Source organism: Agrobacterium sp. DSM 25558 (assembly GCF_900100825.1).
GTDB lineage: Bacteria > Pseudomonadota > Alphaproteobacteria > Rhizobiales > Rhizobiaceae > Agrobacterium.
Genome location: NZ_FMUD01000015.1, coordinates 22233 through 42531 on the forward strand (window position 1 = coordinate 22233; position 20299 = coordinate 42531).

19 protein-coding genes are annotated in these 20299 nt (G+C 58.5%); 10 read left to right on the forward strand and 9 right to left on the reverse strand.

Annotated elements, in window-relative coordinates; genetic code table 11:
• Positions 1-92 precede the first annotated feature (92 nt).
• The gene (locus DSM25558_RS29000; RefSeq protein WP_181951741.1) at positions 93-281 is read left to right on the forward strand and encodes a hypothetical protein; all 189 of its coding nucleotides are present in this window, start codon (positions 93-95) and stop codon (positions 279-281) included.
• 36 nt (positions 282-317) lie between these two features.
• Here the strand turns inward: DSM25558_RS29000 and DSM25558_RS14065 are convergent, their stop codons facing one another.
• The 4 genes from DSM25558_RS14065 to DSM25558_RS14085 form a co-directional block, all read right to left on the reverse strand.
• Complete coding sequence (locus DSM25558_RS14065; RefSeq protein WP_077105387.1) at positions 318-3581, reverse strand: error-prone DNA polymerase; 3264 nt, start codon at positions 3579-3581, stop codon at positions 318-320.
• Positions 3581-5095: a Y-family DNA polymerase gene (locus tag DSM25558_RS14070; protein WP_077105388.1), complete on the reverse strand. Its 1515-nt coding sequence runs from the start codon at positions 5093-5095 to the stop codon at positions 3581-3583. The genes DSM25558_RS14065 and DSM25558_RS14070 overlap by 1 nt, the downstream gene beginning before the upstream one ends.
• Entirely contained in the window at positions 5016-5768 is a 753-nt protein-coding gene (locus DSM25558_RS14075) for an ImuA family protein (RefSeq protein ID WP_077105389.1), read from the reverse strand. Before DSM25558_RS14075 ends, DSM25558_RS14070 begins: the two co-directional genes overlap by 80 nt.
• 917 nt (positions 5769-6685) lie before the next feature.
• A complete protein-coding gene (locus DSM25558_RS14085; protein ID WP_067650325.1) occupies positions 6686-6928 on the reverse strand; it encodes a helix-turn-helix domain-containing protein in 243 nt (80 codons plus the stop codon).
• 1055 nt (positions 6929-7983) lie between these two features.
• On the opposite strand from DSM25558_RS14085, the gene DSM25558_RS14100 reads away from it, so the two are divergent.
• The 5 genes from DSM25558_RS14100 (at position 7984) to DSM25558_RS14120 (ending at position 14445) form a co-directional block, all read left to right on the forward strand.
• Positions 7984-9579 (forward strand): ABC transporter substrate-binding protein, encoded by a 1596-nt coding sequence (locus DSM25558_RS14100; protein ID WP_077105470.1) that lies wholly within the window; start codon positions 7984-7986, stop codon positions 9577-9579.
• Between the two features lie 11 nt (positions 9580-9590).
• Positions 9591-10562, forward strand: coding sequence for an ABC transporter permease (locus DSM25558_RS14105; protein WP_077105393.1), 972 nt, complete (start codon positions 9591-9593; stop codon positions 10560-10562).
• Between the two features lie 11 nt (positions 10563-10573).
• Positions 10574-11443: an ABC transporter permease gene (locus DSM25558_RS14110; RefSeq protein WP_077105394.1), complete on the forward strand. Its 870-nt coding sequence runs from the start codon at positions 10574-10576 to the stop codon at positions 11441-11443.
• Entirely contained in the window at positions 11444-13126 is a 1683-nt protein-coding gene (locus DSM25558_RS14115; RefSeq protein ID WP_077105395.1) for a dipeptide ABC transporter ATP-binding protein, read from the forward strand.
• Between the two features lie 80 nt (positions 13127-13206).
• Positions 13207-14445: a CapA family protein gene (locus tag DSM25558_RS14120; protein WP_077105396.1), complete on the forward strand. Its 1239-nt coding sequence runs from the start codon at positions 13207-13209 to the stop codon at positions 14443-14445.
• A gap of 50 nt (positions 14446-14495) precedes the next feature.
• On the opposite strand, the gene DSM25558_RS14125 is transcribed toward DSM25558_RS14120, so the two are convergent.
• Together DSM25558_RS14125 and DSM25558_RS28845 are read right to left on the reverse strand one after the other, a co-directional pair.
• Complete coding sequence (locus tag DSM25558_RS14125; RefSeq protein WP_065661817.1) at positions 14496-14720, reverse strand: helix-turn-helix domain-containing protein; 225 nt, start codon at positions 14718-14720, stop codon at positions 14496-14498.
• A 206-nt stretch (positions 14721-14926) separates the two neighbouring features.
• Positions 14927-15412, reverse strand: a complete 486-nt coding sequence (locus DSM25558_RS28845; RefSeq protein WP_159442497.1) for a hypothetical protein — start codon at positions 15410-15412, stop codon at positions 14927-14929.
• Between DSM25558_RS28845 and DSM25558_RS14135 the strand changes: the two genes are divergently transcribed.
• On the forward strand, positions 15389-16006 hold the full coding sequence (locus DSM25558_RS14135; RefSeq protein WP_159442498.1) for a tyrosine-type recombinase/integrase: 618 nt from the start codon (positions 15389-15391) through the stop codon (positions 16004-16006). The two genes, DSM25558_RS28845 and DSM25558_RS14135, sit on opposite strands and share 24 nt — an antisense overlap.
• The gene (locus tag DSM25558_RS14140; protein WP_077105399.1) at positions 15999-17003 is read left to right on the forward strand and encodes a site-specific integrase; all 1005 of its coding nucleotides are present in this window, start codon (positions 15999-16001) and stop codon (positions 17001-17003) included. Before DSM25558_RS14135 ends, DSM25558_RS14140 begins: the two co-directional genes overlap by 8 nt.
• Before the next feature lie 48 nt (positions 17004-17051).
• Here the strand turns inward: DSM25558_RS14140 and DSM25558_RS14145 are convergent, their stop codons facing one another.
• Entirely contained in the window at positions 17052-17567 is a 516-nt protein-coding gene (locus DSM25558_RS14145) for a DUF6428 family protein (RefSeq protein ID WP_077105400.1), read from the reverse strand.
• Positions 17568-17609: 42 nt separating this feature from the next.
• Between DSM25558_RS14145 and DSM25558_RS14150 the strand changes: the two genes are divergently transcribed.
• Together DSM25558_RS14150 and arsK are read left to right on the forward strand one after the other, a co-directional pair.
• Complete coding sequence (locus tag DSM25558_RS14150) at positions 17610-17969, forward strand: ArsR/SmtB family transcription factor (RefSeq protein WP_052821196.1); 360 nt, start codon at positions 17610-17612, stop codon at positions 17967-17969.
• Positions 17953-19164 (forward strand): arsenite efflux MFS transporter ArsK, encoded by a 1212-nt coding sequence (gene arsK / locus DSM25558_RS14155; RefSeq protein WP_077105401.1) that lies wholly within the window; start codon positions 17953-17955, stop codon positions 19162-19164. The genes DSM25558_RS14150 and arsK overlap by 17 nt, the downstream gene beginning before the upstream one ends.
• A gap of 5 nt (positions 19165-19169) precedes the next feature.
• Here the strand turns inward: arsK and arsH are convergent, their stop codons facing one another.
• Positions 19170-19946, reverse strand: coding sequence for an arsenical resistance protein ArsH (gene arsH, locus DSM25558_RS14160; RefSeq protein WP_083716460.1), 777 nt, complete (start codon positions 19944-19946; stop codon positions 19170-19172).
• Entirely contained in the window at positions 19873-20298 is a 426-nt protein-coding gene (gene arsC / locus DSM25558_RS14165; protein ID WP_083716461.1) for an arsenate reductase (glutaredoxin), read from the reverse strand. Before arsC ends, arsH begins: the two co-directional genes overlap by 74 nt.
• Position 20299 lies beyond the last annotated feature (1 nt).

A 20299-nucleotide genomic window follows, 5' to 3' on the forward strand; every position in this document is an offset into this window, starting at 1 on the left:
CCCGCTAATTCCGTCTGGCAGGAAACATCTCCACGGTCTTTGCAGACGATGTCTTACTGGACGGCAATCTCGTCGGCATTTCGAGCGGACGCATGTTCAGTCAGTACTACAAGAAGATAATATCACTCTGCCTGATCGATATCGCTATCTCGCATATAGGCCGAACCGTCGAAGTGGTGTGGGGTGATGTCGGCTCCAACCAGGTGAAAATCAGGGCCAAAGTTGCGCAGAACCCCTATCTCGACTTGCCATTCAACCGCGATATTGATGTCAAAGCGTGAGGGCGCTGAGCGCTGTCCAAATGCGGGCAGACGACATTAGTGGAAATTCCGGCTCTTCACCTTCAGCGTGTCGATGTGCAAATCCCGGACGTAGATCTCCCGCGCCTCCGGGATTGCCTTCGGTCGATCCCGAGCATCCCCGCCGCCGTGTGACCCGTGTGCGAACTCGTCTCCTCTGCCGCTCGGATTCCGAAACACAGCGTCGCGGTCCGACAGAGACGAAAGATCAGCCGATAAGTCATAGAGCTGCCGCGCGATCAGATGGACGACATCGCCCTCTCTCTGGATCTTGCCCTGTATCGCCATCATCGAAGCTCCGAGCACGACGCGCCGCCGCTTCTCGAACAATGACGGCCACACAACGATGTTCGCAGGCCCGGTTTCGTCCTCAATCGTGATGAACATCACTCCTTTCGCCGAGCCGGGCTTCTGTCGAACCAGCACCAGTCCGGCAACGCAGAGCCAGCTCTTGTCGCGCCCATTCATTGCATCGGCGCAAGTGACGATACGGCGCGCGGCCAGATCTTGGCGCAGAAACGAAAGCGGATGCGCACGAAGCGTCAGGCCAACGTGTTGATAGTCCTCCACGACGTTGTGGCCCTCGGTCATCTGCCTGAGTTCGACCTCCGGTTCCTGCTGCTCGGCGACCGTCATCATCTCGCGCTCGGCGGCCGCCACGAACAGTGGCAGCGGTTCGTCTCGTAATGCCTTGATCGCCCATAACGCATCCCGACGTTCGATATTGAATGCTGGTCGGAAAGCATCTGCCTCGGCGAGTTGAACCAGAGCCTCGGACGGCACCTCCGATCGTCGCCAGACATCATCGACGCTTTCAAATGGTCGCTCGATCCGGGCGGCGACAATCCTCGCGGCATCCCGCACGGCGAGCCCAGTGACCTGTCGCATGCCAAGTCTCACGGCATGCCGGTCGGTTCCGGGAATTTCTTCCAGCGTGCAGTCCCACCGTGAGTGCTTCACGGAGATGGGCCTCACCTCAACGCCGTGCTTCTGCGCGTCACCTATGATCTGGGCGGGCGCGTAGAACCCCATTGGCAGGGAGTTCATAAGCGCTGCGGCGAAGGCATCCGGATAATGGCATTTGATGAAGCATGACGCGTAGGCGATCAAGGCGAAGGACGCCGCGTGGCTTTCCGGAAAACCATAACTTCCGAAACCCTCGAGCTGCGAGAACGTCTTCTCCGCAAATTCCGGTGTGTAACCATTCCGCACCATGCCGCTGACGAGTTTGTCCTTGAACCGACTGACCCCTCCTGTGAATTTGAAGGTCGCCATACTCTTGCGAAGCTGGTCCGCCTCCCCGCCTGTGAATCCCGCGCAGACCATTGCCACCCGCATCGCGCTCTCCTGAAACAGCGGCACACCCAGCGTCTTGCCCAGCACCGCCTCCAGCGCAGGTGTAGGGTATTCGACAGGTTCCTTGCCCTCCCGACGACGAAGATAGGGATGGACCATGTCGCCCTGTATCGGCCCCGGCCGGACGATCGCCACCTGAACAACGAGATCGTAGAAGGTGCGGGGTTTCAGCCGAGGGAGCATCGCCATCTGCGCCCGACTCTCGACCTGGAAGGTGCCGAGAGTATCGGCTTTGCGGATCATCGCGTAGGTCGGACCGTCCTCTTGCCGAACCTTAGCGAGATCGAGATCCTCGTGCTTGTGCTCCCGGATAAGGTTGAAGGCCTTCTGCATGCACGTCAGCATCCCTAGGGCCAGCACGTCGACCTTCATCATTTTGAGCGCTTCGACATCGTCCTTGTCCCATTCGATCACCTGACGATCTTCCATCGCCGCCGGCTCGATAGGAACAAGATCGTCTAGGCGCGACCGCGTCAGGATAAAGCCGCCGACATGCTGGCCGAGGTGGCGTGGCGCGCCCATGAGATCCCGAGCAAGCCGCAGCGTCATCACCAGACGGTAGTCGTCTGGATTCAGATTCAATTCCCGCACATTGCGCTCGGTGATCTCCTCAGACCAAGACCAAAGGCCGGACGATAGCGCTTTGGTCACGTCCTCCGGCAGACCCATTGCCTTGCCGACATCCTTGATCGCGCCCTTGGCGCGGTAACGCGTGACGGTGCAGACGAGCGCAGCCCTGTCACGGCCGTATGTCTTGTAGATCCACTGGATGACTTCTTCACGGCGTTGGTGCTCGAAGTCGACATCGATGTCCGGCGGCTCGTTGCGTTCCCTGCTAACGAACCGCTCGAATAGCAGATCGTTGGTTTCGGGATCGATCGACGTGATGCCGAGGATGTAGCAGATCGCCGAATTGGCCGCCGACCCCCGGCCCTGGCAGAGTATGCCCTGCCCCCGCGCGAAACGAACGATGCTGTAGACGGTCAGGAAGTATGGCGCGTATTCCATCTCCTTGATCAGATCGAGTTCGTGTTTGACGGCTCGCAGCACGCTCTGTGGCAGGCCCTCCGGGTATCGATCAGGAATACATTCGCGGACGCACTGCTCCAGCGACTGCTGGGCATCCAAGCCGTCTATCAGCGCTTCCTCGGGATACTCGTACGTCAGCTCCTCAAGCGAGAACCTGCATTGCTCAACGATCTCCATCGTGCGTTCGAGAGCCTGCGTGTATCGTGGGAACAAGCGCTCCATCTCCTCCGGGGGCTTGAGATAGCGGTCGGCGTGACGCTCGCGGTCAAAGCCAACATCGTCGATGGTCGTGGTCGTGCGAATGCAAGTGACAATATCCTGAAGCTGCCGTCGAGACGGCTCATGGAAGAGAACATCGTTCGTGACCACCGTCTTCACCTTGAACTTCGTCGCGAGGTTCGAAAGCTCGTGCAGCCGCATCTGGTCGTTTGGCCGCCGTCTGAGGCTAAGCGAGAGATAGGCGCGCCTGCCGAAAATCTCGTTCATCTTGCGGAGCTGCACCGCACAGACATCGTCAGCGAGATCAGGCACGAGGATGCCGACCAGCCCTTCGGCATAGAGCGCGAGATCATCGATATGAAGGATGCAGTTGTTCTTGCCGCCCCTGCCCTTGCCGACGGTAATAAGGCGAGTGAGCCGGGAATAAGCGGCCTTGTCGGTCGGGTAGACGAGAACCGACATGCCGTCCTGCAGATCGAGCCGGCAGCCGACCACAAGACGTAGCCCGGTTTCGCGGGATGCCTCCAACGCGCGAACGATCCCAGCAAGACTGTTACGGTCAACGACCCCCACGGCTTCGATGCCCAGCTCCTTGGCGGTCGCGAACAATTCCTGTGCAGATGACGCTCCGCGCAGGAAGCTGAAATGTGTGGTGACCTGCAGCTCCGCATATTTCATCAGGCAAAGATCCCGTGCATGAACCAGCGATGGGAGCCCGTTTCCGGATCGATGCCGTCGCCGGAGCGAAAGATCCAGAACCGTTCGCCGTCGTCGTTCTCGATGACGAAGTAATCTCGCACCGCCTCGAGCTCGGTCGGCCGTTTCCACCACTCACCGAATATGCGTTCCGGGCCGTCGGCTCGCTTCACGCGGTGGCGCTTGCCACGCCATGTAATTGTCGCTGGTGGATAGTCTGGCATCATTGCGATCGCCTGGATCTGCTCCGGTCGTTCGAACAGTCGCACGGGCCTGCGCCAATGCCCGACCCAGCTTTCAGCCATCTCCTCGGCGACTGCTGAGACCTGCTGCACGCTGCGCTCGGGAACATCCGACGCTACCGGCGCCAAACGGTAGACGCGCTGGCCGCCACGGTTGCTGAAGATGTCGATCAAAGGTGTCAGGTCGGTTATCTCCTCTTCTACGAGAGACGACGACTTCTGCTCTTCGTGCAGCGGTTCCGCCGACACGGCAACGAGAACGAGTTTCTCGATGCCGAAACCAGGATCGATCTGCTCTGTGCGATCCCTGAACAGCTTCGTAAGCCACGCGACGTCGCGTGCGGGTTTGGCAGTCCCAGCTCTGATCGCCTGTAGGGTGTTGTCGACGCGATGCACGATGAGGTCAGTCCGACGCGCGCCGAGGCCGCGTTTCTCCAGTTCGGCGACGAGCTGGACGACGAGCCGACCGACGTATTTATTGATCGTATCGGCCGCACCTATCGGTTCCTGAAACGATCTGGAGACCTCAACGAGATCGGCAGTGCGGATCGGATCGATAGGCTCCCCGGTCCGACCAAACATCTGGTCGAGGCGGCGGCCGACTTCAGGCCCGAAACGCAGGGCCAGCGGTGCTCTTGGGGTATTGGAAAGTTCGGCTATGGAATGAAAGCCAAGGACACGGAGGTCTTGGACCACTTTCTCCGGCAGTCGCAGCAATGAGATCGGTAGCTTTTCGACGGCGCGCACGATCTCGCCGCGAGGAACGATCACGGTATCGCGGTTGATGGCACGGACGCATGCGTGGGCAGCGCCCCATGTGTCCGCGATGGCAACCTTGGCAGTCAACTTCCTCGAATGGAATGTATTCACGATGCCGCTGATCATCTTTGCTTCGCCGCCTTGGAGATGGTCCGCGCCCTCGGTGTCCAGCACGAGACCGTCCTTGCCGTCGACCGCGACGATCGGGGAATAGTGACCAAGCGCCCACAGCGCGATGCGATCCAGCGCGGCGGCATCGGCGCCGGGATCTGCATCGATGAGCATCAGCCCGCGGAAGATCGCCTGAGCCTTCGCCGCGGCCATGCCGACGCGGACACCGATCTTCTGCGCAGCCCCGTCGGCAGACGCGACCCACCGTTTGGATCCGCTCTTCGCGATCACCGCGATCGGTTGGTCAGCCGGAATGGTGGGATCGTCTCGTCTGATCCTGTCCGTGGCCAGCTCCGGCAGATATATGGATACGACCCTCGCCATCACACGCTCCTACGCAGAACTCTTTGCATTCGCCGGCACGCGATCTCATCAACTCAAGAAACCATCGAGGTCGCCCTACTCCCGGTACCGGAAGTCCTTCGGACGGCAGCACGCTTACCCGCCACCTTGTGGTCGATGCGGTCGGCTGGCCGAAGTCGTTTGCCTCTGTCTGCCTTCGCCAACGGCGCACTGCCAAGGCAATTGTCCCGGTTCGCTCCGCGACGAGCTGGAGCCGACGGCTCACGACCATTGGCAACCGCACCATCTCGCCGACAACCGCGCCACAGCCGCCGTAGGAAAGCGCTTCTTCCATGTTGGCAGCGACATCTTCTTCCTTGTCGCTCTCGACGAAGATGACCCTACGCGGATGCAGGCCTGCCTGAGCAAGAGCCGGGAAGAACAGATCGGGCCGCGTCAGACACCAGACGATCGGCCCCTTCGTGCGTGCTGCGATCCCGGCAGCGAAAAGGGCTGCGGCTGCGCCATCGACGGTTCCCGAACCACCCCCTGCGAATTCATGGAGTGCTCCATGGGCCAGACCGCCTGCCGGAAGAATGGCATCGATCTCCTCGACACCGAATGAAAGACAGCCCGTCTTCTTCGCGCCCTCACCCTCAATGGACGAGATGCGCTCGCGCAGATCAGCAAGGACTAGGTCGCGGACAGCCGACATCGGTCGCGGAATCCCTTCGGTTCGCGGAGTTCAGAAACACGGCATCATGCCGCCGACAATGCTTGATGTTCTTCTTCTGTTCCTTCATAACGGCAGAGTCAAGCGGTTCGGAAATAGGAATATGATCTCACCATTTTAGTGAATCTGCAAATTCTCGTTTTGAATCAGTTCGCTAGAGACTTTCTGTAAGTGACCGGCTCAATTGAAGAAAATTTCATTTTTGTTTCGACGTGAGGTTATCAGAATCATGGACCAATCTCCCGTCAGGACATTCTGCGCTAGTAAGAGAGGACATCCGCTCCATACCCCCCGTCCTGGCCGGTGCAGCATGTTTGAAGCTCTCAGGAGTTGGGGGCTCCAGCCAGCCAAGGTCGCCCGTGTCGGTGTTGGCGAAAGGCGTAGTCGACGGCGTTTGCTTCCCCGTCGAAAATGACGAGGTTGATCGATGAGCCGGAAATCATCTGCACTCGACCTGACGGCAAGGCTGCGTCAGGTGCGCGACCCGATCATCACAGTAGAATGTCGAACCTGTGGCCGCCACGGAGCACTTGATCGAGCCGCTCTGGTAAGGAAGCACGGTGCTAACATCACCTTCGGACGGCTGCGCCGGATGGCAGCGATGGGGTGTGATCGGCTGGTCGGCGAAGACGGAGATCGATGCGGGACGCGGTTTCCATGTCTTGAATAAGGAGGACATTGGTAACGTCTCGCTTATCTTCATCACCGAGGCAGGTTCGAATACGCATGGCATGAGGGTGTCAGTAATGATCAGAACTGGATGCCTGCTGCCGCGGCTCTCCTTTAGGTGTCACCTTCACAGACTTGCCCGGTCGCGCAGGCATTCATGCCAAACCGATAGCGGCTTTCGACCAAGGATCGCCATCCAAAGGCGACGAAGCCCGCCTCGCTGCTTGCTGTTACGGGTTCTTGAACCTGACGCCGACACCACCGCCATTGGTTGGGATAAACTCAATTCCATCCGCTTCCAGCGTCATCTTTATGAGCTTCAAATTTGCCGGCGTGATCGCCGGAATTCCGTTATCCATTTCGGCGCGCCGAATTGTAGAAACTCCCACGCTGGCTGACTCGGCAAGATATTCAGCCGTCCATCGGAGCAACGCTCTCGCTGCTCGAATTTGAGCTCCGGTTATTTCGCTCATCTTCTATGTTTTCTCATTGAAACATTTTCGTTCATATGCAATATTTTCGTTCACTCGGTCACATCCAGTGTTTGAGCCACCGGATGTGACCTGACCACACCTAGCTGTATGGAGCTCGGATCATGGCTGATTCTGAGAATAGCAGAACTTTGCCCGCAATCACGTGCAGAAACTCTCTGCAGACCGCGGAATGGTTCCTGTTCAACAATTTTTCTGACCAAGAGCATTGGTCGCCGGGCTTACGCGATGGCGTCCTGACGAAATGGCATGCCTGGAACCGTGCTTTTCACGAACTTGCTGCTTTTGGACGAGCTCAGCAGAAGCTTGAGAGCCAATTGATGTGCACAGCACCAGCGCTTCAGGTGGAAGTTATCTTGCCGAATAGCGCCGCGCCTTTCATGACCTCCTCGATCTCCTAGATTCAGGACCGATTGAGAGGAAATGACTTTACGGTGGCCCGAGCAAAAGCAGAGGCAGATTTGCTTGCCAAGCACAAGCAGTGGGAGGCTGTGGACGAGACTCTCGGCTACAGCCGCGCAAAGCGTGCGGAGGACGAGGCATCTCTCGTAGAGGAGCGTTTGGCCCGCGATCTCTCGCAAGCACAAGGGATGACAACCGTCGCCGTCGCCGCGAAGCTCCACTGTATTTTGGAGCGCGGTTCCCCCCGACCAGACAGTGACGAGTTTCCTTGGCCTCAGATCAGGTCAGTCCTGATGGATATTCTCGCAATGCATGGTGTTTTCTCAAAGGAGACCTGTGCCCGGTAAGTCTCAACGCTCGATAATCTCTGTTGGTTGAGAGGCTAACGAGACGTGGCAGTTCCCTACACGCGATCAACTGCCGATTTTAAAACGTTCGTGCAATTTTTTCGGAATTTGCACTTTTCATGAGCAATACGTTGTGTAATGTAGAGTATACAACGACAGAGCATACAATGCACTTCATGAAGTTTCTGACCCGCGATGCGCAAGGCGCACCATGGGAAGGACGACCTGCGCCGTGAAAACTCGCTGCCAGCAACGAAGTTGAAGAAATCAAAAGAAGGGAACGACCTAATGCAATTTCTAGAAGGATTCCGCCCACCTCTCCTGGCTTTGGCAATCGCCACCGCTACCTACGCTGGATTTGTCGGGATCACCGCCGCATTTGCGGAGGAATTGCGGGTCGGTACGCAGCTTAAACTGATGACTCTCGATCCCCACTATGCGGATCTCAATGAAAACAACGCGTTGCTAGCTCATATTTATGAGCGCCTCGTTCGACAGGATGAGCATCTCAATCCCCAGCCGGCCCTTGCTGTATCATGGAAGCGCCTGTCCCCGACCCAGTGGGAGTTCAAACTGCGCGACGGTGTTCGTTTTCATGATGGCTCGGCCTTTAGCGCTCAGGACGTCATTTACTCGATCGAGCGCGTACGTGATTTCCTGAAGCCTCCAAGTGGTGGGTTCCAGGGCTACACCAAGCCGATCAAGTCCGTAACCGCACCAGATCCCATGACCGTCGTCATCGAAACAAATGGTGAGTCCCCCACCCTTCCCTTGCAGATGACCACGTTGTTCGTCCTCCCGCATAAGGCGAACGGTTTTGCCACCACCGAGGTACTGAATTCAGGTGCGCAGCCCAATGGAACCGGTCCTTATAAGTTCAAGGCGTGGCAGTCCGGTGAACGTCTGACGCTATCGAGCAATCCAGATTACTGGGGCGGTGCTCCGGCATGGGCCGATGTTACGTTCCGCGTTATCGAGAGTCCGGCCGCGCGCGTGGCTGCACTCACGACCGGTGATGTTGATCTCGCAGACTTCATTCCGGCACGAGATGTCGAGGGTCTCAAGGCACGCAAGATCGAAATCGACAGCACAGCCGCGTCCCGGTCGAATTTCCTCCAGTTCGATATCGCGAGCGATCAGCCTCCAGGGGTAACAAGCAAGAGCGGAAAGCCCATCGGCAATCCCTTCCGCGACAAGCGCGTTCGCCAGGCGCTGACAATGGCGACGGATCGATCATTCATCACCGATCGGATCCTGTCCGGTTACGGCACTGCCGCTGCACAGCTTTTTCCACCGGGCCTGGCGGGAACCTCGGATAGGCTGAAAGTCACACCGCCTGACTATACCGGGGCCAAGGCTCTTTTGACAGAGGCCGGATATCCTGACGGTTTCAACGTCGTGCTGGCAGGTCCAGGTGGCCGCTATCCCGGCGATGCGGAGTCGCTCCAGTCGATTGCCCAGAACTGGGCTCGTGTCGGTGTCACGGTCCAGCCTGTCGTCTCACCCTTCTCCGTTTTCATGACGAAGCGGTCCAACGGCGAGTACCCGGTCTGGTATGGCGGTTGCTCCGGTGAGGCGGTCACACTTTGCCTCGACGGCGTTCTTGCATCGTCAGATGAAGCACGCGGCACAGGATCGCTTAATTACGGCCACTATGAGAACAAGGCCTTCGACGAAATGCTGGTCAAAGCGAAGGCGATGGAAGAAGGGCCGGGTCGTCACGAGGCTCTGGCAAGCGCGACGGAATTCGTCATGACCGACTATCCGACCATTCCGCTTTACCACTACCATCTGATCGTCGGACGCGGGCCGAAAGTCGGGTCCTACACTGTGCATCCGCGTGGCTGGACAATGGCCATGCAGGCCGCCCCACGGGCACAGTGAGGGCAGCGCACATGGTATCGACAATCATTGGAAGGCTGTCACAAGCCTTTCTTCTCCTCCTCGTCATGTCGCTCATTGGCTTCATCGGCATCCACAGTGTCGGCAATCCCGTCTTCAATCTCGTCAATATCGAGACCGCGACCCCCGAGGACATCAGAAATGCGACCATCGCACTCGGACTGGATCAGCCCCTTTGGCATCAGTATTTCCTCTTCATCGGAAACGTTTTGAGCGGCAATTTCGGGACATCCTATATCTATCACCTCCCGGCGTTCGAACTGGTGATGAGCAAGTTGCCCGCAACCCTTGAACTGGCAATCGTCGCGATGTCGATTGCAGCGCCCGGCGGAGTGCTTCTGGGATTGCTTGCAGGCCGGCGCAAAGGAAAGCCAATCGACCGTGCGATCCTCCACGGAAGCGTCGTTGCTCTGAGCGTTCCATCCTTCTGGCTGAGCATGATGCTCATTCTGGTGGGTGCCATTCTGACGGGCTGGTTCCCGTCCGGTGGCCGCGGCTCCACAGCCGCTTTGTTCGGCGCGGAGTGGAGTTTCTTGACGTTCGATGGTCTTTGGAAGCTGACATTACCAGCACTTGCGCTCGCGCTCCCCAACATCGCTTTGATCGCAAGGCTAACGCGGTCCGGAACGATCGAAGTCGAGACACAGGATTTCACGCGGTTTTGCCAAGCGAAGGGCCTGTCGTCCCGACGGATCATGTTCAGACACACCCTGCCAAATATCAGCGTTCCGATCGTGACGATCATTGGCATGCAGTTTGGCGGGATGCTGGCCTTTGCCGTCGTGGTCGAGTCCATATTCAACTGGCCGGGTGTTGGAAAACTATTGATCGACTCGATCCAGCTTCTCGACCGGCCAGTCGTCATGGCCACCCTCACTTTCATCTCGATCGCTTTCGTCGGGCTCAACGCGCTCGTTGACATCTTTTACGTCGCGCTCGATCCGCGCACACGCCGCAGCGCATGAAAGGGAACCCCATGAAAACCGACACGTTGCGCGCTTTGTGGAAGCGTCCCGTTCTATCCCGTATCAGCTTCCCGCTGGCCCTCCTCGCCGCTTATATTCTACTGGCGCTTGCAGCATCGCTCATCGCACCTCAAAACCCCTATGACCCTTTGCAGATTTTCGCATGGGAGTCGTCTTCACCTCCAGGAACCGCCAGCAGCGTTGGCTACACCTATCTTCTGGGGACAGACGGGCTCGGACGCGACATTTTCAGCACCGTTCTCTACGGACTGCAGATCAGCCTGTTCGTCGCCGTTACCAGCACGGCTCTTGCGGCCTTAATTGGAGTAACCGCGGGCGTCACCGCGGCATATTCCAACCGGTGGATCGATGCGCTCATCATGCGGGTTGTCGATCTGCAACTCAGTCTTCCAACAATCCTTGTCGCGCTGATCGCCATCGTGACCCTCGGGCCCGGCATCGATCGCATCATTCTTGCACTGGTCATCGTTCAATGGGCGACCTATGCACGCGTCACACGCGCTGTGGCGATGACCGAAGCGAGCAAATCATATCTGGACGCTGCGCGCCTTTTACGTCTGTCTCCGCCCCGGATCGTGCTGCGTCATCTTCTCCCGAACAGCATTGCGCCGGCAATCACACTGATCCCGATCGAGCTCGGCCATGCGGTCGCCCTTGAAGCCACGCTGTCATTCCTGGGCCTTGGTGTTCCCATCGACAAACCCTCCCTGGGCTCGGCCGTTGCGAATGGCTTTCAGTATCTCCTCACCGGCCAATACTGGATCAGCCTTTTCCCGGGGCTGGCGCTGTTCGGTCTTATCGCAAGCATCAATTTCGTCGGCGAAGACTTGCGTCGGCGGCTCGATCCAAGGAGCCGATGAATGGAACAGGATCAGAAGCAATCTCCCCTCCTCGTCGTCAGCAATCTTACCTTGAAGCATCAACGGGCCGAAACCTCGACGACAATCCTGCGGGACGTCTCTTTCGAGCTTCGTGCAGGTGAAATCCTCGGCCTGATCGGCGAATCCGGCGCAGGCAAATCGACGCTCGGCAATGCGGTGCTTGGTTTGCTTGCGCCTGGCTTCAGCCAGACCGGTGGTCAAATTCTTTTTCGGGGGCAAGCGTTCGATGAATTGAGCGTCAGGGATAAATTGGCGATCAGAGGGCGCCGGATCTCAGCGATATTTCAGGATCACACGGCCTCACTGGACCCGTTGATGAGCGTCGGTTCGCAGATTGTCGAAACGATCCAGGCGCTGGACCGCAGCCTCACCGCTCGACAAGCGAAAGCCCGCGCGCTTCACCTCATGGAACGTGTCGGGATCGACAATCCGGCGGACCGATACAGTCAGTATCCACACCAGTTTTCCGGCGGACAGCGCCAAAGAATCGTGATCGCGATCGCATTGGCAGGCAAGCCGGACATCATCGTTGCGGACGAACCAACCTCCGCTCTCGATGCAACCGTTCAAAAACAGATCCTCGCCTTGTTACGCAAGCTGACTGAGGAGACAGGTGTCTCGATCATTCTTGTCACGCATGACATGGGCGTGATCTCGGAAATCGCAGACAGGGTCGTCGTCATGCGCCACGGCAAGGTTGTCGAACAGGGCGTGACATCCTCGATTCTCGACGCGCCAGCCGAACCTTACACCCGCGATCTCCTCGCCGCGGTTCCGCGCTTGCGCCTTTCGGGCATCCACCAGTCGCCTGTGCTTTCGCATGGCGCGGAGCCGACTGGAGACGGCATTGATCCAGGCGGACCGGTCGGTCTTCGCTCCGTCATGTCAATCAAAGGCGTGACCAAGACATTCGCTCACCGCAGCCTGCCATGGCTCCGAAGCGATCGGCAGTCATTTGCGCTCCAGGACGTTACCATCGAAATCGAGCGCGGTGCCATCACCGGGATCGTCGGTGAAAGCGGCAGTGGCAAGAGCACGATCGGACGCATTGTCGCGGGTCTTGAGACAGCCAATCAGGGAACACTCGAAATCGATGGTGCAGGTTTCGATATTTCCCGATCAGGTCGCAAAAGCGGTCTGTTGGGACAGGTTCAGATGATATTCCAGGACCCCGCAATGTCACTCAATCCTCGCATGTCGGTCGGCTCCGCGCTTGAAGAAGGCGTTCGATCCGGCAACCGGGGATCGAAGTCATATGCTCACGAGGTCGGCGATCTCATGGACCGGCTGGGCCTGCCGAGAATCCTATTGAAGAGTTTTCCGCATCAATTGTCCGGTGGCCAGAAGCAGAGGGTCTGCATCGCACGCGCCCTTCTCGCAAGACCCAGCATTATCGTTGCTGACGAGCCGACCTCGGCGCTCGACGTCTCGGTTCAAGCCGAGATAGTCACCCTTCTCAAGGAAACCGTCCGCGAGCGCGGGTTGTCGATGCTGTTCATCTCCCACGACCTGGCCCTCGTTCAGGACCTTTGCCATGCGATCTACATTTTCAAGGATGGCATTGTGGAAGATTCCGGCCCCACTGATTTCATATTCTCCCAGTCGGACAATCCCTACACGCGGCGGCTGATTGACGCTCGCCCCTTGCGGTTCACGCACTGACCTTGGATCGGCCGGACCTCGAATTCGAGTTCTGTGCCGACCAAAACTTCGCTCTTTTCCATCATGCAGGAACACATGACATGACGAATGCCTTCACGGTAGCAGTAACCGGCCAGTCGCTGATCAAACACGACATTCGCACTCTCGAAACCCCCGGCTTCGAGGCAGTGCGCAAGACACTTCGCAAATCGGACTTTGCATTCACCAATTTCGAGAGCACGATCTTCGGCAGCCATGGCGGATGGCCGATGAAGGGCTCTTTTTTTGGCAGCAGTCAGCCCGTCGTCCTCGATACTCTCCAGTCGCTCGGGTTCCATGGACTATCCCTGTCGAACAACCATGCGTACGATCTCGGCTCGCCCGGCATCCTGTCAACGCTCGAGGAGGTCGAGAGGCGCGGCTTTCTCCATGCCGGTATCGGTCGCAACCGGACGGCTGCGGCACGATCCGGGCTTGGGTCCGTCGCTGGTCGAAAGATCGCCTTGGTCGCCATGGATGGTGGGCCGGGGCCTGATTTTATGTATGCAGCAGATGCAGCTCCGGGCCGACCGGAGCGACCCGGCATCAACCGACTGAAACTGACCCAGGTCATCGACGTGGACACGCAGGCATTCGAACAACTCGCGGCGATCCGGGACAAAGTCGGCTACACCAGTATGGATCTCGGCAACGACAGTCAGCCAGACGACAAACCGATTGTGGATTACCTATCGGAGATCGCCCTCGCCCGGGGGCTGTTCAGGCGCTCAGAGACGTTCGGCCGCAGCGTCAAAATCGATCCGGACGATCTGGGGAGAAATCTTGCCGCGATCACGGCTGCTGCCAACAGCGACTGCCTTGTCGTGGCTTACCTTCACCATCATCATTGGGCATCTGACTGGTATCAGGTTCCAGGATGGGTCGGTTCTGTGGCCAGACACTGCATTGATGCCGGTGCCCACATGTTCGTCAGCCACGGCGCTCCCGTCCTTCAACCGCTCGAAATCTACCAAGGGAAACCGATTTTCTACAGTCTTGGAAATTTCGTCTTTCATATTCGCCCGGGCAAATCCAAATGGACCGCCCGTGAGGTTTGGGAAAGCGTGATCGGCCTGTGCTCATTCAATGACATCGGCTTATTGACTGGGATCGTCTTTCATCCGGTTCTCATTGGCGGCACTGAAGGATTAAACAACGAAGCTCTAGACCAACGCATCGCACCGGAGATTGCGACCGGTGAAGACGGGCAGCGCATCCTGCAGCGGTTTCAGCAGCAGTGCGCGCAGTTCGGCACAGCTATCAGGATTTCGGAAGATGTCGGCTATTTCGACGCCAATTGATAACGGAGGCTGGCCGGGCCGTTTTTCTCCGCCTGAGATAAGATCGGCTGTCATTCCTTGGCGGCCGATCTCGCTTTCAGCAGATCAGTGGCCTCGACATCCAGGATCCGCGCCAGCGTTTCGACCATATCGATTGTCGCAGAATACTGGCATCTTTCCAGGGAACTGACGTAGGTGCGGTGGATGTCCGCCCGATGCGCGAGCTCTTCCTGCGAAAGACCTCGTCGCAAGCGAATTTCCCGAAGATTGGACGCGAAAGTCTCTCTAATACCCATGAACGGATTCATGCGTTTTGCAGCGCATTCATCTACAGAGTATACTCTTCATTTGTGGCTGCGAGGTGTCTCGTACCGAGGAATGAGCGCAGGCCATTTGGGCCGCATAGGGCCGAACTGCATCTTCCGCTTCGGGCCAAATGCTGCCTTGGCAGCTTTGCACCATAAGGGGATAGCTACAACCCTGGAGACGCTTGCGACGATTACTATGAAGATGCTTTGTGACGCCCGTGATAAGTCAGCTTACCGGTGGACAAGAACTCTGGCGGTTCGCCTCCGATAGCCGTATGATCAATCAAGACAAGGGTATTTGCCATCTGGGTCTGGCGTCTGATCTTGGTCACCTGCGTGAGGTCCAGCCTCGAAACTAGATAATCCCAATCTGGTTCTTTGCCGCTCTTCCAAATGATCTCAACAAAATCGTTGTCGATGGAGCAGCCTAGCTCGGACTTCATTGGCCAGATTGGGTTTCGATCCTCCCAGGCCGTGTATTCCTCTTCCGAAGCATCCTGACTTGGCTCTGGTTCCCAGCGAGGATGCCCAAAGGCGGAGGCCCATTCGCGGCCTTTCTCGCGGCAGAGGATCGTGAAACCACCTTCCCGGCGACCAATCCTTTTGGGCGGACGAAGCGTCGGCTTGCTCCACATATCTTCGCGAACGAGGAAATCGTGGCCATCATCGCCGAAGCGCATCACATTCGCCGCGTTCAGGCTGCCGGGACGCTCATGATGCCTGCCCTGATCGGCCTGCTGGCCTCGACTGGGCTGCGTATATCCGAAGCGCTCGGCCTACAGATCCGAGATCTGGATCTCGAAGCTTCGCAGATCCTGGTGCGGGAAGCGAAATATGGCCGCCAGCGACTGGTCCGCCTCCATCCAACCGCTGTTGCCGCGCTCGAGACCTTCCTTGATCGACGAAACGCGTTATTCCCATCGAGACCGGCCGATCCAGTCTTCATGAGCGAGCTGTCCAGCAATAAGCTGAGCTACATGAACGCTTGGCACGCCTGGTTCCGGATCACCCAGAGATTGGGAATCCGGCCGCGCGGTGGCCATTCCTTCGTGCGTATCCATGACCTTCGGCACACCTTCATATGCCGCCGGCTTATCCTCTGGCAGCAAAGCGGAACGGAGATCGATGCGGCGATGATGATGCTGTCTACCTATGTCGGCCATGCCAATCTGCGCGATACCTACTGGTATATCGAGGGCGTGCCCGAGCTTATGGCAATTGCCGGCCATCGTTTCGAAGGTGCAGCTATCGTTGGAGGCAACTTCGATGAGTGATACCACACCTTCCTTTCCGACCTTGCTGCAGCGCTTCTTCGTTGATCATCTGCGCCAGCAACGAGCGGTGAGCCCATGCACCGTCGCGGCATACCGCGACACGTTCAAACTCCTGCTGGCCTTCGCTGAGAAACGGATCGGGAAATCCCCGACGAACTTGACCTTGCCCGACCTCAATGCCGATCTGATCCTGGCCTTTCTGGATCACCTCGAGCGTGATCGGGCCAACAGCGTCAGGAGCCGAAATGCACGGCTGTCCGCAATCCGGGTCTTCCTCAAATATGCCGCGCATGAGGATCTGACTGCGCTGGCGGTGATCGAGCGCAGCCTCGCCGTCCCGCAGAAGCGGCATGACAAGGCAGTTCTCGGCTACCTGGCCCGCCCCGAGGTCGAGGCGATCATCAACGCGCCCGATCCCAAAACATGGGCCGGCAGGCGCGACCGGGCACTGTTTACATTCCTCTATAATACTGGCGCGCGTGTGTCCGAGGCTATCGACCTTCGGATTGGCAGTGTCATTCTGGAGACTGCACCGGTCGTGCACCTGCATGGGAAGGGGCGCAAGCGCCGGAGCGTGCCACTCTGGAATGAGACCGCACGAACGCTGAAGCGATGGATTCAGGATCTTCATGATTGTGGACCGGATGCCTACATCTTTCCCAACAGTTCGGGGACGCGCCTATCCCGTTCCAGTGTGAGGCAGCGCCTCGACCTCGCCGTCGGCGCTGCCGGCGGAGGTGTTCCATCGATCCTGGCAAAGGCGATATCGCCGCATACCTTCCGACACACCACGGCGATGCATCTGCTGCAGTCCGGCGTCGACCTGACCGTGATCGCGCTTTGGTTCGGACACGAGGACATCAGCACGACGCATATCTACATGGAGGCTGACCTTGCGATGAAGGAAGAAGCGCTCAGCCGGCTTCAGCCGGTCAGCCCGACAGGTGTTCGCTACCGGCCGCCCGACAAGTTGATGGCATTCCTCCAAGCGCTTTAAGCTCGTTGCTCCCGGCGTGACGCCCGGGAGCGCACCCCAGCCGGGAGGCTAGGCGCAGCACTTCGACGTCGTGCTAGCTGGCCCGCAGCAGGACGATTTGGCCTGCTCCTCCGCCAGCCAGCGATCCCGCGGCTTGCAGCTTGCTGGTCGAGCGACAAGAGACACCTCGAAGGTGCCGGCGACGAGCCGCGGTGCTGACGCGCAGTAGAGGGCCATCGGCCGCTCTCCGTCGCTGATCTCGAACGTGAGTTTTGCAGTCGGCTCAAGCTGCACATGGTCGGAGACTTTGCGGATGATCGCCGCGAACTTGCCGGCCGGCATATGCGTCCGGTCATCTTCGTCGATATCCCAGAGCTGCACGAAGATCTCTGCCCAGGCTTCCGGGTTGGCGCCGCAATCGAGCGCCGAAAAAATCCCGGCCTTGACTTCGGTGACGTGGTAGCCCGCACGTACGGTATTGCCGTCATAGCTGAACACCAGCGGCGCATCTGGAGCCACGGCGAGGACATCGAGGAGATGGGCGAGACTGATGTCTGTCGAAATTGTCTTGTCGATCGCGTTCATGTGCGTTATCCCTCTATCCAATAGTTCAAGGATTGTTGAAATATGGATGAACGTCAAGCTCTTTCGTCATTCGCGGCGCTGTCCCAGGAGACCCGCCTTGCGATCGTCCGTGCTCTGGTCATTGCGGGCCCGGAGGGATTGGCCGCAGGTGTGATCGCCGAACGCATGGGCGTCTCCGCGACGAACGTCTCCTTCCATTTGAAGGAACTGGAGCGGTCAGGATTGATCTCCCAGCGAAGGGAGTCCCGCTCAATCATCTACAACGCGAGTTACGACGCGCTTGCCGATCTCGTCAAATTCCTGATGGAGGACTGTTGCGCTGGTCATCAGGTGATCAGAGAGAGTGTCGAGCGTGGCGGCGACTGCTGTAGCCCAGCCGGCAAGGATGACGTCGTTGCGTAGTTCCACAATCCCTGCAGGCATTGTCTCGGCTCTCGGCCTGACGCAGATCATCGGTTACGGCACGCTCTACTACAGCTTCAGCATCCTCGCCCCCGGCATGGCGGAGGATCTCGGCTTATCGCTGGCAGAGGTATTCGGTGTGTTCTCCGTGTCCCTGTTTATCGGCGGTCTGTCGGCCACCTATATCGGCAAGCAGATGGACCGGATCGGTGCCGCGACGATCATGACGGCAGGGTCAGCGCTCGCGGCATTGACACTTGCCCTTTGCGCCTGGTCGCCCTCAGTCGCAATCTTCGCCATCGCCATCATCCTGCTCGAGGTGTCATCGGGAATGGTGCAGTATCAGGCTGCATTCGCAGCTCTGGTTGAAAGCGATCCCCGCAGCGCTTCCCGCAGCATTACCTATCTTACGCTGATTGGTGGATTTGCCTCGACAATCTTCTGGCCGATCTCGTCAGCACTTACGGGATATCTCTCGTGGCGGGAAATCTATCTCGTCTTTGCGGCGCTGAACCTCTTCCTTTGCATGCCGCTGCACTTCTGGATCCGGAGTCTCGGACAGAATGCTGGCGAAACGACCATCCGGACACGCGAAACGGTGATCGGCGCGATCGCACCTCATGCAAGGCGCCGCGCCATGGTCATCGTCTCGTTGGCCTTCGCGCTCCTCGGCTTTACGCTCGCAGCCATCCTTGCCCATATGGTGCCGATGCTCGGCTCGATCGGGTTGGGGGCAGCCGCCGTCGTTATCGGTTCACTGTTCGGTCCTGCGCAGGTTCTGAGCCGCCTGATCAACATGGTCTTCGGGAAGAACCTGTCGCCGCCGGGACTTGCCGTACTTGCCGCCGTGCTGATCGTCTTCGGCGTCCTGATCCTGCTGGTGACGGGGAACTGGCTGCCGGGTGCGGTCGCCTTCGCCATCTGCCTGGGGCTTGGCTCCGGAATCAACAGCATCGCGCAGGGGAGTTTGCCGCTCTATCTATTCGGATCGGACGGATATGGAGCGATCACAGGCAAGATGGCGGCGGCTCGACTGGCGCTCGGAGCCGGAGCACCTTTCGCGTTCGCGGCGGCCATGGAGAACCTGGGCCTGAGCTTGTCGCTCATTGGAAACGCGTGTCTCGGCGCGGTCAGCATAGCGGCATTCGTTGCGGTGGCAGTATCCTGTCGGCGACCAGCCACCGCAACTGTCTAGAATTACTAGATCGACTTCAGCGAAACCCGCTTCTCCAGCTCGGCTGCGTCTTCCTTCCGCTCGCTGTAGCGATCGGTGAGATAGGACGAAACATCGCGGGTGAGGATAGTGAACTTCACCAGCTCTTCGCAGACGTCCACGACGCGGTCGTAATAGGACGACGGCTTCATTCGTCCTTCGGCATCGAATTCCTGAAACGCCTTGGCGACGGACGACTGGTTGGGGATGGTGATCATTCGCATCCAGCGGCCAAGAATGCGCAATTGATTGACGGCGTTGAAGGACTGACTGCCACCGGATACTTCCATCACCGCCAGCGTCTTGCCTTGCGTCGGCCGGACGGAACCGACCGAGAGCGGGATCCAGTCGATTTGGGACTTCATTATCCCGGTCATGGCACCGTGGCGTTCCGGGCTGATCCAGATGTGGCCTTCAGACCACTGGGTCAGTTCGCGGAGCTCCTGCACCTTGGGGTGGCTCACCGGAGATTCGTCCGGAAGCGGCAACCCGGCGGGATCGAACACGCGAACCTCGCATCCCAGCCGTTCGAGAAGCCGACGAACTTCGAAGGCAAGCAGACGGCTATAGGAAACCTCCCGCAGGGAACCGTAGAGAATCAAGATCCTGGGCTTATGTGTCGAGAACATCGGCCGGAGCGATTCCGGCTCGATGGGCTGAAGAAGCTGGTCGTGCAGTGCGGGGAAGGTATCAGACAATACGCTTTCCTTCCTGATCCAGAACCTGTTCGCCGTCTTCCTTGGTGAACGAACCTTTGAAGGCATCGGTCGGCAGGATGTCGAGTACTACCTCTGACGGGCGGGCAAGCTTGGTGCCGAGCGCCGTGACGACAAATGGTCGATTGATCAGGATCGGGGTCGCGAGCATCGCGTCCAGCAACTGGTCTTCGGTCAGGTCCGGATTGTCGAGACCGAGTTCGGCATAAGGAGTGCCCTTCTCGCGGATCGCGTCACGAACAGTCAGACCGGCGTCCCTAATCATCTTCGAGAGCTGCTCACGCGATGGCGGGTTCTGAAGGTATTCGATGACAGTAGGCTCGATCCCGGCTGCGCGGATCAGTGCCAACGTGTTGCGAGACGTCCCGCAGGCCGGATTGTGATAGATGGTGGCGTCCATA